The 14,046-nt window shown below is 48.8% G+C and carries 12 protein-coding genes; 7 read left to right on the forward strand and 5 right to left on the reverse strand.

The window, feature by feature from the left end:
• Positions 1–258 precede the first annotated feature (258 nt).
• The 6 genes from KIH39_RS17620 (at position 259) to KIH39_RS17645 (ending at position 7,904) form a co-directional block, all read left to right on the forward strand.
• Positions 259–1,419, forward strand: a complete 1,161-nt coding sequence (locus tag KIH39_RS17620) for an SEL1-like repeat protein (RefSeq protein WP_213494535.1) — start codon at positions 259–261, stop codon at positions 1,417–1,419.
• A gap of 1,158 nt (positions 1,420–2,577) precedes the next feature.
• Positions 2,578–3,504 (forward strand): DUF1573 domain-containing protein, encoded by a 927-nt coding sequence (locus KIH39_RS17625; RefSeq protein WP_213494536.1) that lies wholly within the window; start codon positions 2,578–2,580, stop codon positions 3,502–3,504.
• A 743-nt stretch (positions 3,505–4,247) separates the two neighbouring features.
• A complete protein-coding gene (locus KIH39_RS17630) occupies positions 4,248–5,408 on the forward strand; it encodes an LPXTG cell wall anchor domain-containing protein (RefSeq protein ID WP_213494537.1) in 1,161 nt (386 codons plus the stop codon).
• Positions 5,375–6,274 carry a DUF1559 domain-containing protein gene (locus KIH39_RS17635; protein WP_213494538.1) on the forward strand — a complete coding sequence of 300 codons (900 nt, stop codon included), beginning with the start codon at positions 5,375–5,377 and terminating at the stop codon, positions 6,272–6,274. The genes KIH39_RS17630 and KIH39_RS17635 overlap by 34 nt, the downstream gene beginning before the upstream one ends.
• Before the next feature lie 370 nt (positions 6,275–6,644).
• On the forward strand, positions 6,645–7,256 hold the full coding sequence (locus tag KIH39_RS17640; RefSeq protein WP_213494539.1) for a hypothetical protein: 612 nt from the start codon (positions 6,645–6,647) through the stop codon (positions 7,254–7,256).
• 150 nt (positions 7,257–7,406) lie between these two features.
• A complete protein-coding gene (locus KIH39_RS17645) occupies positions 7,407–7,904 on the forward strand; it encodes a hypothetical protein (protein ID WP_213494541.1) in 498 nt (165 codons plus the stop codon).
• Between the two features lie 266 nt (positions 7,905–8,170).
• Here KIH39_RS17645 and KIH39_RS17650 read toward each other — a convergent pair whose 3' ends face one another.
• The gene (locus tag KIH39_RS17650) at positions 8,171–9,373 is read right to left on the reverse strand and encodes a serine/threonine protein kinase (protein WP_213494543.1); all 1,203 of its coding nucleotides are present in this window, start codon (positions 9,371–9,373) and stop codon (positions 8,171–8,173) included.
• 240 nt (positions 9,374–9,613) lie between these two features.
• Here KIH39_RS17650 and KIH39_RS17655 point away from each other — a divergent pair, with 240 nt between their 5' ends.
• The gene (locus tag KIH39_RS17655) at positions 9,614–9,784 is read left to right on the forward strand and encodes a DUF6800 family protein (RefSeq protein WP_213494544.1); all 171 of its coding nucleotides are present in this window, start codon (positions 9,614–9,616) and stop codon (positions 9,782–9,784) included.
• 547 nt (positions 9,785–10,331) lie between these two features.
• Here KIH39_RS17655 and aroA read toward each other — a convergent pair.
• The 4 genes from aroA to KIH39_RS17675 form a co-directional block, all read right to left on the reverse strand.
• A complete protein-coding gene (gene aroA, locus KIH39_RS17660; protein WP_213494545.1) occupies positions 10,332–11,624 on the reverse strand; it encodes a 3-phosphoshikimate 1-carboxyvinyltransferase in 1,293 nt (430 codons plus the stop codon).
• Complete coding sequence (gene truA, locus KIH39_RS17665; RefSeq protein ID WP_213494547.1) at positions 11,617–12,354, reverse strand: tRNA pseudouridine(38-40) synthase TruA; 738 nt, start codon at positions 12,352–12,354, stop codon at positions 11,617–11,619. The genes aroA and truA overlap by 8 nt, the downstream gene beginning before the upstream one ends.
• Before the next feature lie 7 nt (positions 12,355–12,361).
• Positions 12,362–13,378, reverse strand: a complete 1,017-nt coding sequence (locus tag KIH39_RS17670; protein ID WP_246539328.1) for an aspartate-semialdehyde dehydrogenase — start codon at positions 13,376–13,378, stop codon at positions 12,362–12,364.
• 157 nt (positions 13,379–13,535) lie between these two features.
• A complete protein-coding gene (locus KIH39_RS17675) occupies positions 13,536–13,763 on the reverse strand; it encodes a BON domain-containing protein (protein WP_213494548.1) in 228 nt (75 codons plus the stop codon).
• Between the last annotated feature and the right edge of the window lie 283 nt (positions 13,764–14,046).

A 14,046-nucleotide genomic window follows, 5' to 3' on the forward strand; every position in this document is an offset into this window, starting at 1 on the left:
TTTCCCCTCGCTCCCTCTAAATTCACAAAATTTGATGCGAGGCGGTGTCCGAAAATTTCTTCGGGAATATCGACGTGGGGATCTCCTTGAAGCACTCGGCAAGATGGCCCTCTCCCTAAGACAGTGTTCGCGCAACGACTGATCTTGCTCGAATTATTGATCTGAAGTACTCTGTCTGCGCTATTCCTTTTTGAGAGACAAAAATGCGAATGCTTACATTTTTTTTTTCTGATTATTCAAATAATTTATCACAGTTCAGTGCATGCTCAAACCGCATCGAATGTCTCCGAACGCTTGAAGGAGGATCCTTTTCGTGACCAGCTAAAGCAGTTCGAAAAGTGTCGATTTGATGCGAAGAAAAGCGAAGCGTTTTTCAAGGAGATTGGTCCGAAAGAAATTCAAGTTTGGGAAAAAGCGGTCGAGAATGGTTATCCCATAGCCCAATACTTTTACGCGCAATGTCTCCATAACGGATATGGTGTTGCGAAGGATCAGGATGCCGCCATGAATTGGTTTCGAAAGTCGGCAGAAGGCGGGCTACCCATTGCCATGTCTTGTATCGGTGCTCATTTCGAATTCGATTCAAAAGAAAAGAATTTGATTCAAGCCATCAAGTGGTATCAGAAAGCGGCGGCGCTGGACGATAGTGACGGGATGTATCTTCTGGGTAGAAATTCTCTGTCGGACAAAAGGAACAAGGATGATCTGGATCTGGCTTTGAGCTGGCTGAAAAAGTCAGCCGATTTTGGGAATCCGGCGGCGATGTACCAGCTGGGAGTTTACAGCGAATCCTTGAATAATATTGAAGGATTTAAGGTCGCTGCGGAATGGTATCGCAAAGCAAGCGAACAGAATGTCGCCGTGGCGATGAATCGACTTTCACAACTATATATGGTTGGTCGCGGTTTTGTTGCGGACGAGAAAAAAGCATTTCAGTGGATGCTGAAAGCAGCTGAGGCGGGCGATCCGGATTCCATGCTCGAAGTCGCTAAATTCCTCAAATTGGGGTATGGTGTCGAAAAAAATCTTCGCGAGAGCCAGAAGTGGATTCTTTCGGCAACTAAGAAATTTGAAGAAGGCGCGAAGCGAAAAGAGATTTACTCGGTGCGAAAGTTGGCTTCAATGTATTGGCAGGGATTGGGAGTTACTAAAAATAAGTCCGAGGCTGTTAACTTGCTTCGAGCAGCTGCGAAATTGGGGGATCAGCGATCCAAAGATTTGCTGCTGGAAATGGTTTTAAACGAAGAGCTTGTCTCTCGAGATGGGATATTGATATCCTCGAAAACATCCGGGGATCTATCGCAAATTCGGGTCATCGATTCTCCCCTTTTGAACGGTTTAGAAATCAGACAAAAACTGCCGCCTGCATTCGAGCTCCGCTGCGATTACTTGGCGGAGGAATCTCCTCCGTCGAAATGATTTTTACTGGTTATGGAATGCATTGTCGCCGAGGCTTTTGATCGATCAGTCCAAAGGTCCTCGAGTCGTCCCTTTCGCGGTGGGGTGGTACTGCTTGTTCCTATGAATTGGCAAAAGTTGTTGACTAATAATGTATTGGGAGGCACGGTTTATTTGTCAGCGTACGAAAACTTAATCCTCTGAAAAGGCTAAGATCCTCATCCTGTGACTCTTATAAGTTAGCGTTTTTTCTGGAATACGCACTGACGGATAGCCACCCAAGACAAATCGTGATAAAGGGTTAAAATCAAAGTGATGACCTGGTCAGTACCAGCCTGCCGAGCCCTGCAAATCACTGTCAGTACTTTTTTATTTATTTTTTTATTTTAACATTAATTTCTATTTACTTTTTATTAAGTAAGATGTAGATTAGTTTAAGAAAGCATTACGAAATGACTTTTGTGTCACCTGGGTTTTAGTAATACTCCTCCTCATCCGTCGAAATCCGTTCTTGATTCTTCGAGTAGAGTTTCTTTCAAGTAGGAGAGTAGTCTATCTGGTTTGAATTTTACTTCTGTTAAAATTTCAACGGCTTCATCCTATAGTTCTTGCAGATCTTTCAGAAGGAGATTGGCGCAGTGCCTGTATTTAAGGTGGCTCCGGTGTTGTTCGACGACGGGGAGACACCGGCTATTTTCCAGTGTCAAAAAGATTGGAATTCTGGAATTGCATTGACCCTCATCCAATGACTCTGATGATCTAGGAATTCGAAAAGATGCATTAGCAGATAGCTAATGCCATCCAAAAGAAATCAGGATAAAGGGTTAGGATTAAAATCTGACAGCCATCCCAACGCGAGCTTAGTGTTGGGAGATTCAGCGATCTACGCTGCGAGAATTAAGCTTAAGTATCTCAGCTACCTCTCTTTTTGGTGTTGCCTTCACAAGATCAGTTGAACGCCGAGACTAGGTCGATTTATCGGCTCTTGGTGGCTAGTAATTTTCTATAACAGTGAGGTAGCGGTTTGTGTTGATACGATCATGGTAGGGCCGAGATCGCACTCTGAGCAAATAGATTGAAAAGTATTCAGGTAATTGAAATTCCTTAGGGGGATAATGCATATATTGCACCGGCTATCTCAGAGCGAGGAAGAGTAATCACCAGTGGTTTGAGGTTAATATGACAGAGATTCAGGCAACAACCTTTAGTAGGCTCTCACGATTAGTATTAACTGGTATCATGATTTTGATCGCCGTACTTATTTTACTATTTGTTGGTGTTTTTTCTGCCGAATCCAAACAAATAGATTTAACATCTATCAATAAATCGGACTATAATAATAATGAATATCCTAATTTTTTTACCAAAGAACTCCCACCTGTAATCATAGATGATGATGATGCCGAACTAATTTCGACAACGTTCACAGTAAAAAATGATAGAGAACGGGCGATCACTTTTTCTCCTGTGAGGATGTCTTGTTCATGTCAGGATGCTGAACTCAGTAAGCAAACTTTACAACCGGGCGAATCGACGATACTGCGCATGGGACTGAGACCCGCGACCCGATCAGGTGCTCAAAAGATCACCTGTGCTATCGATGAAATAGGTGGCGATACAAAAACGTTCGAACTTCGGACTACGATCTATCGAAAAGCCCAATTTTCAGAACCGGTGATTCATTTCGGAATGGTTGATCCTTTATCAGTATACGAGAAGTCGTTCGCGATCACATTTGCAGCGACTACCGAAACACAACTACCGAAGAATATCGTTTTCTCATCTCAAGGTACCGTAATATCGAAAATAAATGAGGTCATAGAGCCAATGAAGGATGGCTGTTGGGTCAAGCGGATATCCGCCACTAGCAAACTGATAGCACCGACGGAACTCGGATCAGGCGGATCGAATTTGACGGCTACATACTCAATCGGTACAGAATCGCCGCAAATGCAATCTATCCAAGTCGATTGGTTTGTCCGATCGCCGTTTTCTGTCAGTCCATCTCGAGTAGGGATACTGCCTGCCGAAGTTAAAGACGCAAAGCAAAGCAAATCAGACGCAACCTTCAAATTCGGTCTTCAACAAATAAACCCTTCAAAATAACTAAAATTATCAGCCCACATTCATCAATTCAGGCAAAAGTAATCAACAAAGATGAAACTCTTGCAATGATCGAAGTAACTATATTGACGAACACTTTAGCTGATTTTCAATATGGCGACCTGATAATTGAAACCGACAATCCAAAAGCACTTACAGTTACGATACCCGTAGCCATAATGCCTAGTTAATAAAAAACCTTTTTACTCATCAAGGGGACATCAGATGGCAAACGCAAGAACTACGGTGACAGCATGGAGCGTGATCGCAACGGGAGTTTTGCTCATTGCAGCCTCCGCGTCAAACGCAACCGATTGGCCCACCTTGGGAACTGCGACAACTTTTGTTAGGAATAGATGTATCCAACAAGACCCATACTCTAACGGCGGTAGTTGCACGCATTATAATTATTGCATTGCTAGAAATAACACAGATCCAAACTTAACTGGGGTGTGCCCAGGATTTCCGAATATGAAACGAACTGATTTTCGTTCATATGGCTATTGCGTTTTGGATGGACTTGAAAATGGAGGTAGCAGCTGCGATCAATATACTAATCCTGTTTGCGCTCGAATTACCTTTTATGAGAATGCAGGTTGTACTAGTATGTCAACCTGTAATATGTGGGTGATCATCAATGGCAACGCCTGCCTCGCGCCTGTCGCTGTTGCCCCTCCGCCTGCTGATTGATAAAGTTAATTAATTTCTAGGGCAGTAATATTTGCAACTTCAAGCATGGATACTCTATGAAATACAATTGGCCCTTTCGCGACTGCGGTACCGTTGTCGCAATCTGCATTTTACTTGTCTTGTGCCCGAATATTTGCCATGCACTTTCTGATGATGAGCAAATCACTCGGTCGGCAATAATAGGATATTCATCTAATATTGAGTCGTTTTCGTTTTACACAGTTAAATTCCAATTCACATCTGCAAAATCTTCAACTCATGAAGATGCTATACAAGGAAAGTGGGAAGGCGCAAAGTCATATATTGGCGTTCATACTGTGGATGGTGAATTCGAATCTTACGAACACGATGGAAAACCTCCACCTAAAATATCGGCCCCTTCAAATGGCAAAGCAAAAGGTGGTGTGTTTTTCCAACAAATAAATGACTTTATGGAAGAAAAGTATATTCGATCTCCATCGGGCACAGCAAAGTATACTCGGGGTATTGATGCTATTAACTTGCGGCGGTTAGATACTGATGACCCATTTGACTTTGCGACGCCACTATCGATGGGATTTTTAGGCCACCGATTTACACGTGGCCCAGACAAACTTTTGCAAGATAAATCAAATTTTGAACCTTCATTCTTGGGGAGAATGGAAAGAAATGGTAAGCACTTGATCGGCGTGCGTTTTACTGAGCCTAGATACGGTCAAATTCACGATTTCTTTTTCGATCCGACTCAAGGCTTCTTGGTCGCCTATTATGAACTTCGCGTGGATAATAAATTGAATTGCCGTGCTCTATTATTAGAGGCTAAGGAAGTAGCACCGAATCGATGGTTTCCAATGCGGACGATGATGATTTACGAACCCTCATTAGCCGGTTCAGGCAAATGTTTAGTCTATGAGATCAAAACACTCACCCTTGATGTAGACCGTCGACCAAAACCTGAAGATATTTCATGTAGTTTTCCCGCAGGTACTCAAGTATTTGTTGTCGGTGAGAAAGGTTTGTTCTATTTAAAACAAAACGAGACAGTTACGGCGTATGGTTTGGCAGAATTATTCGATAAAGTTGATAAATCGACAAAATTATCTGTCATGGATACCGCACTCATCGCTCAGCGCCCAAATTTTAAAAGGCAAATTTGGTTTTCGCTTTTTGGTGCTCTTCTCGTCCTCATTGGAGGGGTTTGGTTATGGCTCCGCAAAAAGCAAAACACAAATGCGTAAGCCGATTAGGTATTACCCTTCTCGAGCTTCTTGTTGTGATTTCAATAATTACTGTTCTTTGTGGATTACTGTTATCCGGCATTCAAAATGTTCGCAGTGCTGCAACACGCTCCGATTGTCAAAATCGAATGAGGCAAATCGGTCTCGCTCTTCACCAGTATCACTATTCCAATTTAAGCTTCCCGGCCGGAGTTACAAATCGGAACGACCCATACCTCTATCTAAGTTGGAATGCCCGCATTCTCCCTTATCTGGAAAGAAACGATCTTTGGCAGCAAACGGTTCAAAACTATGCAAAAAGCCCACTAACATTATTAAATCCTCCTTACCATGTTACCCTTTCTACACCCGTAGAAGCGTACCGGTGTCCGAATGCTGATCGAATGACCGGTAAAACTCCAGAAGGAGTCGATGTGGCATTTACCTGGTATCTCGGGGTATTGGGAAGTGATGCTACACTTGCAAATGGAGTTCTCTATGCCAATTCAAAAGTTCGATTAACCGATATTAGCGATGGTACGAGTCAGACAATTTTCGTAGGCGAGCGCCCTCCCAGTCCTGATTCGCGATGGGGCTGGTGGTATGCAGGAGTTGGCCAAAATGGCACTGGGTCCGGTGACATGATTCTTGGAGCGGCAGAATATAACAATTCATTTCGACTTCCGGAATGCACTCATGGACCACATCTTTTTAAACAGGGCAAACTCGATAATATGTGCGACACCTTGCATTTCTGGTCTCTCCATCCAGGCGGGGCAAATTTTACCTTTGTTGATGGATCGGTAAAGTTTTTGACATATTCAGCAAACAAAATCCTGTCTGCACTAAGCACCCGTGCGGGTGGGGAATCTTTTGATGTTCCGTGATTCCTTCATCAATTTTTTTGTACCCGAATGGTCAAAAGATAGATCGACGTAAAAGAACCTTGATTTCCCTGCCATGATTCGTTCGTTACGTGCTGATTCTCAGTCGAGCGATGTTAGTTGACAACCTCAGAATACTAACGGTCCGCAGCGTTCTTCATGGCGGGTTCGTTTTATCTTATCACTTATGATGCGCAGCTGTCAGTGCCCGAGAATCAAGATTACCATCCTATTTCGTCGACCTTCTTCGCATTTCTCTAAAAACCATAGAATAACTTGAGAATCTCCGATCCCGGCCCAGCTTCTTTCGGATCCTGGTTTTTCCTGTACCAGCGCCGATTGTCCCAGCACCCTGCTCAAAGAGGAGAACAGAATGCGAACTTTTGCATTTTTTTGGTTCCTACTCCTTACTGTTTCCGGAATTTCCTGCCAACGAAGCAGCCCGCTAGTCGAACAAAAAACCCAGCCCTTCCTCAAAGTGGGCCAGTATCCAGGTAACGTGAATGAAACGGATTGTGAACTCATTAACTGGGATATCGAAGGCAAAGCGCTTACAGAGCTCACTTTCCAACTTTCGGTTATTGCGAATGGTAAGGTAGAAGTCCTCCAAAAGGAAACTTGTTCCTGGAATCAATACATACCGGGTCCGAAGGAAATCACGGGGCGCTTGCACCTCGTGATGCGGGAAGGTGATCCTTTTGGATTGAAGAAAAAAATCTCCCCTATTTTCATTCTGAATCTTGGCCCTCTGGAGCCCGGGACACGCGTCCGTGAACATTCGACCAAAATTCTCGATGCTACAAATCGCGGTGCAACTCATATCCTGCGTGTGGTGACTGGGATGGCTTCTACACAGCCGCGGATTTTTGGAGCCTATTTTGGCGACTTTCTAGGACCATATCCCAGTGACTGTACGCTGGAGGAATTGAAAAAGAACATGATCAACGGCCTTTCTTACTTGGAACTCACCGTGGATTACAAATGACGTGGGCAAGCCTACTCACCCGTGCGCCGGACCACCCAAAAAATTTGTCTACTTCAGATTCCCAGTCGTTGAGATTGGTTCGACAATAGCGAGCTTCTTTCATTTGAATTGACCGATTTTGGCAACCGCGATTCTGGTGGAGGCAGCTTTATGATCACGGCTCTGATTTGTCAGATCGTGCTGCTGGTCTATCACCAGGCTACTACCTTTCTGGATCTCTTCCCCTTCAATGGTGTCCGGAACTACACCCGACACGAGCGACTGGTCGAGATGGGAGTCAACGCGGTACTCATGGGGTTGGCTCCGCTGGGCTTTGCGTTTGACATCCACGCCCTTCAGATCTATGGCGTCATTTACTATTTTTTCCTGTTCCTGACCGAACTGCTCATCTGGTGGGTGCCGTACTTCGTCGTTCCCCAAGGGGTATGGCGTCGGGTTTACAATAACGCACTGGCAATCGGCACTTCCAATTTCGAGCCTGGGGATACGTTGAAGCACTGGATCAATATTCACGAGCGCTTGCACTCGGAGACGATTACGATCTTTCCCCGGCGAGCGGGACGAATCGTACCCAACCTGGAGCACACGATACTGCACCTGTGGACCCTGGTGACGGCCCTGGTCACGCTTCGGGCAGTCTCCGCTTAAGGGAATGGAAACCAGAGGATTACGATTTATGGGCAGCGGCAAGTGGGACTGAAACGGTAGAGCTTGGCAAGGGGCCGGAACTCTTAAAACTGTTGGTACCATTCGATCACGATTCGCGACGGCTGTCTCAGTCGAGAACAATCCCAAAGAACTCGCTATGGCAATTTAATAAAATACACAAATCTTTTGCGTAAAAATGTAAGAAGAAAGATTCTAAAGCTGGTATTCGCACTGGCAGATAGTCAATGCGACCCGCTGTGTTCCCCTCACACCCCCAGCTGCAGACTATGGTGCGAATCGGTGTCCGAAAATTTCTTCAACAATTTCGGCGTCGGGATTTCCTTGAAGCACTCGGTGGCCGGCATCAGATTCTCCTCGAACTTTTCGAATTTGCGCACCAGTTTCGACTCCAGCACAATGTTCGTATTGCTGTCGAACGGAGCCAGCAGACGCATCACATCTTCCAGAGCCCAGGCCACATGCGCTGGACGGCGATAACGACGGCGCGGCTTCTTCTCCAGCAGGCGATGAATGAGCTTCACCAGCGGCTTGGGCAAATCGCCTCGAAGCTGCTCGATCGGCTTCGGCTGGCTGAAGCACTGATGGTATAACTTGTCGACGACCGGCACCGATTCAAAAGGGGCTCGCCCGGCCAGCAAATGGTACAGTGTACATCCCAGGGAGTAGAGATCGGAACGGATCGTGGCCGAGCGCGGATCCTGAATCTGCTCGGGAGAGATGTAATCGGGGGTGCCGATCAGAATGCCCAAGCGCGTCAAATTGCCCGAGTACTGCTGGTGATCGGGCTGAAAACGCGCCAGACCCAGATCGAGCAGTTTAATGTGCTGTTCCCTTTTTGCCAGCAACAGATTGGAAGGCTTGATGTCGCGATGCACCAGCCCTGCCTGGTACAGACTTTCCAGCGCCAGAGCTACCTGCTGAGCAAATTCGCAAGCCCGGGCCACATTCAATGGGCCGCTCTTTTGCAACACCCGACCCAGGTCGATTCCCTCGACCAGTTCCATGGCGTAGTAAATCACATCGCTCACCGCATCGGCATCATAAACCGACACGATATTGGGATGGTTCACCTTACTGAGGGCTCGAATCTCGCGCTGAAATCTTCGCACGGCCAATTCATTGGAGGCCAGTTCATCCCGAATCAGTTTCAGAGCAACCGTCTTCTGGGTCTTCCAGTTGCGAGCCAGGTAGACCTTTCCCATACTACCGGAGCCCAGCGGTTCCAGCAGCGTATAAGACCCCAAAAATAGCTTTCGAGCCTTGTTTTGAACGATCATTTCCAGTTGAAATGGGGTAAGCCAGCCGCGATAGATCAATTCGGAAGCAATGATTCGCGGCTCCTCGCAGAGCGCAAGAATCTGCTCGTTGAATTCTTTGTTTCGTTCCGAGTTCAGGAGCCGTCGATCTGACAACGACTCAACCAAACACTGTAAGCTGAGATCCGACATGATACCAACTCAACCGGCTGTGAGCGGGGGTATTATAATTTATGAGAGATTCATGAGTCCAAGGTATTTTTGATGAATTACCCATTTTTCGAAATAATCGGTTTAACCCGGATAAATCGCATATTAAAACCGACAATAGAATGAGATTTCGGCGGGCTTTTCCCCGCGAGACTTGCCTGACGAAAGGGCGTCTTCTAAATTAGCTATTTAGTTTGAACGAAAATTTCAGGGAATCGGGTTATGGTCGAACGTCGCGCGGAATTGAAGCGTCGCTATCACCGCAAGAAGAAAGTGCCTAAGTTGAAGGCCAAGTTGGAGAAGGCCACCAGCGAGCAGGACAAGGAAAAGCTGATCTACAAGATCCACTCCTTGAGCCCCTGGATTAACCTGGCTCCCGCCAAGCAAGCCTAAGTTCAATTTTTCGACCAGCCGCTGGCTGGTCTTTTTTTTGCCCACAGCCACCCAAGCTATTTGCGACGCAACGAAGGGTTTCCGGAGATGCGTTCTGACAGCCCGCATTCTGGAGACACAACGCATCTCACGATGCGTCGCTAAATGCTTTTCACCACTGAGTGCACAGAGCCCACAGAGATGCTCTGACTTTCGGCGATCCCCCGACTCTCGTTGAAAATGCATCGCATTTTCAACCTCAACCAGTCGATGCAATCTCCCTCGAATCTCCTGTCTTTCTCTGTGCTCTCTGTGGTCTCTGCGGTTGAATTCTTTCTTCAGACATTCAGCACACTACGCATCTCACGATGCGGCGCTAAACAAACGGAATTCCCGCTCACGAGTTGAAAATGCATCGCATTTTCAACCTCAACCAGTCGATGCAATCTCCCTCGAATCTCTTGTCTTTCTCTGTGCTCTCTGTGCTCTCTGCGGTTGATTTCTTTCTTCAGACATTCAGCACACTACGCATCTCACGATGCGGCGCTAAAAGTCACACGAAGGCCCACTATTCCGTGTACAACTTCTCAAAATCCTGCCAAAAACCCGGGTAGGTCTTGGCCACGCACCCGGGATTTTTGATTCGCATCCCCGGGCTGCGTAAACCTAGAAGCGCCAAGCTCATGGCCATGCGATGATCGTTGTAGGTGTTGAACCTCGTAGCTCGGAACTTCTCAACGGGGTATATCGTCAGGCCCTCTTTCCAGATTTCCACTTCCACGCCGGCTCGTCGTAATTCGTTCCCGATGGCCTCGATGCGATCGGTTTCCTTGTGGCGGATATGCTCCACATTGCGGATCTCGGTTTCCTTGTCCGCATAGCAGGCGACCACGGCCAACGTCATCACCGTATCGCTGATCGCATTCATATCGATGTCGATGCCGTGCAGTTTTCCGCCGGTCACCGTGATGCCCGCCGGGTCTTTCTCGACCTGACAGCCCATTTCCGCCAGCGCGTCGGCGAATTTGATATCGCCCTGCAGACTCTGTTCGTTCAGCCCTTCGACGCGAACCGTACCGCCGGTGATGGCCGCGGCCGCGAAGAAGTAGCTGGCCGAGGAAGCATCGGGCTCGACGTCGATCACTTGGCAATTCAACTTTTGATTGCCGGGAATTCCAAACCGCCCACTCGTTGAAGTATCGATTTGAATACCGTTCTGCTGAAGCATCGCAACCGTCATCTGGATGTAGGGTTCGGAAACGATTTCCCCTTCCAATTCGAGAATCGAATCGCCCTGCGCAAACGGCAGCACCATCAGAAGGGCCGAGACGAACTGGCTGCTTAACTCGGCGTTCAGCTTGGCGTGACCGCCCTTTAGTCCCCTGGCATTCAACAGAACCGGCGGGCAACCACTTTGGGTTTCGCTGACGGCATCGACGTTCAATTGCTTCAGACAATCGAGGAGATCCTGAATCGGCCGTTCGCGCATGCGGGCGATGCCATCCAGTCGAAACCGACCTTGACCCAGCGAGCAGAGGGCCGTCAGGAACCGCATGGAGGTCCCCGAGTTGCCGATGAATAGTTCTGCATCTTTTTTCAGAGAATCGGCGGTCGACTTCACGGAAATTCGGTTGACCGGCCAGTCGGTCTCTACGAGGTAGCGGAGCTTCTGAAGGGAGTCGACCATCACTTCGGTGTCTTCGCTGCGCAGTGCGTTGGTCACCGCGCAATCGCCACTCAGCGCCGCCAGAATCAGAGCCCGATTGGTGATACTTTTGGAGCCGGGCACACGCAGAGTGAGTTTCGCCGGGTGGTGCAGCGGGCGAATATCCAGTGCCTGGGGATAGACAAACTCACTCATAAGAAACTCGCATCAGGTAGAGCCCTTCGGGGGGTGCGGTCGGCCCCGCTTCCATGCGATCCTGAGCTTCCAGGATTTTCTTCACGCAATCGACCGGCCAGCGATCCCGGCCAATCTGGATCAGGGTGCCGACTATGGAACGGACCATGTTATAAAGAAACCCATCGGCTTCGATATCGACCCAGATGAATTCCCCTACCCGGTTCACGGAAATGTGCAGGATAGTGCGAATGCTGGTATTGCGGTTAGGCCAGTTGGTTTCGAAGCTGTGAAAGTCGTGGGTGCCGAGAAAAGCCTTGCAAGCCTCGGCCATTTTACGGGCATCGAGCCGATGCTTGCAGCGGAAGGCATACTTCCGCATAAAGGGATTTTTCAGCGGGCTATCGAGAATGATGTAGCGATACAGCTTACGTACGGCGTGCCGGGACGAATCGAACGAGTAATCGACTTCGCTCGCCTCGCGAATGCAAATATCTTCAGGAAGCTTGGTAGTGACGGCCCGCAAAAAAGCGTCCGGAGTAAGCCGACTCGAAGTCCGAAAATTGGCGACCTGGCCGACGGCGTGCACCCCGGCATCAGTCCGGCCACTGCCTAAAACGTGAACTTTCTCGCCCGTGATTTCCTTGATCGCGTTCTCGAGCGTTTCCTGCACGGTCCGACAGTCGGGCTGGGTTTGCCAGCCCTTGAAGTCGGTTCCATCGTAGCTCAGAACGAATTTGATGTTCCGCATCGCCGCTTCATTTCACGATTCCGCGGCGGATCAATTCCTCGGCGACTTGAACCGCGTTGGAGGCCGCGCCTTTTCGCAGGTTATCGGCCACGACCCAGAGGTTAAGGGCGTTGATATTTCCCGGATCTTGACGCACCCGGCCGACAAACGTGTGATCCGATCCGGTGGCGTGCACCGGCTGAGGGAATTCGCCCTTGAGCTCATCCATCAGAATCACGCCGGGGGCCGTCGCCAGCGCGGCCTTGGCCTGCTCGACCGAGATCGGTTCGAAGAATTCGACATTGATCGATTCGCTATGGCTGATTTTCACCGGCACGCGCACACAGGTCGGGGAAATGCCGATCTGGCTGTCTCCGAGGATCTTGTGCGTCTCGTTGATGACCTTGTTCTCTTCCTCGGTGTAGCCGTTGGGATCGAGCGTCCAGTCGAGCGTCACGACGTTCCCGGCCAGTTGAGCGCGGTGAGCCGTCGGCTTGGGGACGCTTTCGCCGCGGACCCACGGCCCGAGTTGTGCATCGAAATCGGCGAGTCCCTTGGCCCCTTTGCCGGAGGAGGACTGATAGGTGGAGATAATGATGCGCTTGATGCGCGAAATTTTTTGTAAGGGTTTCAGGGCAACGCACAAGGGAATGGCCACGCAGTTGGGGTTGGCGACGATTCCCTTGGGGATGTGGTCGAGCTCTTCGGGATTGACTTCCGGCACCACGAGGGGAACCTGCGGATCCATACGCCAGGCCGAGGAGTTATCGACCACTATCGCGCCATGTCGGGCGGCGATCGGGCTCATTTCCTTGCTGACGGAAGACGGCGTGCTCGAAAGAACGATCTGCACCCCGGCGAACGCTTCGGGACGGATCAGTTGAACGGTATGTTTCTCGCAGGCGAACTCGATCTGTTTACCGGCCGATTTCTCGGAAGCCAGGAATTTGATCGATTTCAGAGGGAATTGACGTTCCAGAAGGACCCTTCGCATCAACTCGCCTACCGCACCGGTAGCGCCGACAACCGCCACGTTCACAGACACGTTCGCACCTCTTGGAAATTATGCGGGCGAAGAGTTTATCTTAGAGGAAAAGTCCGATTTGTCTGAGGCAAGGTTCGCGTTCGGAGAGCGCAATACAGGATTGAGGCGGTCTATTTGGAAGGAAGCTGGGCTGAGCGATAAAAGTAGTGGCCGCCGGTCAGATGCGGTAGACCTTCAGGCGGTTCAGAAGCTTGCGGGTGCCCAAGTGGCTTCGCACGGCTTCCTGGGCAGCCTGCTTGGCGGTGTAGCTGGGAACCGATCCTTGCAAAACCACTTGATCTTCCGATTCCTCTACCAGGACATCGGTGCTTTCGACAACGGTTTCGCGAAGAACTTTTAGGATGGCGCTGTCGGAGGTGGTTGGTAAAAAGGTTGCCGCGTTCATGGTGAAACTCCTAGTGAAGAACGGCCGGTTTAATTGCAAGCCTTTGCGTAAACCGTATTACCCAACCTTCGCAATTGACGTTACTATCGGCAAAATGGGATAAGCAACTGTATTGCGTAGTCGGAAAAGTAATAACTTTCAGATTAGAACGCGCCTATTGCGGGAACGCAATTGCAATTTGGCGGAATCTGAATGAATTTATGGAAAAAAGGGGATGGGCGGACAATAGGGGTTATAGGACTACGCTGGTGCTCGTTAAAGGCGGCAAAAAAGAGGCCTGCTG

The sequence above is a fragment of the Telmatocola sphagniphila genome, assembly GCF_018398935.1.
GTDB classification, from domain to species: domain Bacteria; phylum Planctomycetota; class Planctomycetia; order Gemmatales; family Gemmataceae; genus Telmatocola; species Telmatocola sphagniphila.

What these genes read in the sequence shown, in the direction of transcription:
- KIH39_RS17625 (WP_213494536.1), top strand. Translation starts at nt 2,578, where the DNA reads ATGACAGAGATTCAGGCAACAACCTTTAGTAGGCTCTCACGATTAGTA.
- KIH39_RS17630 (WP_213494537.1), top strand. Translation starts at nt 4,248, where the DNA reads ATGAAATACAATTGGCCCTTTCGCGACTGCGGTACCGTTGTCGCAATC.
- KIH39_RS17635 (WP_213494538.1), top strand. Translation starts at nt 5,375, where the DNA reads ATGGCTCCGCAAAAAGCAAAACACAAATGCGTAAGCCGATTAGGTATT.
- KIH39_RS17640 (WP_213494539.1), top strand. Translation starts at nt 6,645, where the DNA reads ATGCGAACTTTTGCATTTTTTTGGTTCCTACTCCTTACTGTTTCCGGA.
- KIH39_RS17645 (WP_213494541.1), top strand. Translation starts at nt 7,407, where the DNA reads ATGATCACGGCTCTGATTTGTCAGATCGTGCTGCTGGTCTATCACCAG.
- KIH39_RS17650 (WP_213494543.1), bottom strand. Translation starts at nt 9,373, where the DNA reads ATGTCGGATCTCAGCTTACAGTGTTTGGTTGAGTCGTTGTCAGATCGA.
- KIH39_RS17655 (WP_213494544.1), top strand. Translation starts at nt 9,614, where the DNA reads ATGGTCGAACGTCGCGCGGAATTGAAGCGTCGCTATCACCGCAAGAAG.
- aroA (WP_213494545.1), bottom strand. Translation starts at nt 11,624, where the DNA reads ATGAGTGAGTTTGTCTATCCCCAGGCACTGGATATTCGCCCGCTGCAC.
- truA (WP_213494547.1), bottom strand. Translation starts at nt 12,354, where the DNA reads ATGCGGAACATCAAATTCGTTCTGAGCTACGATGGAACCGACTTCAAG.
- KIH39_RS17675 (WP_213494548.1), bottom strand. Translation starts at nt 13,763, where the DNA reads ATGAACGCGGCAACCTTTTTACCAACCACCTCCGACAGCGCCATCCTA.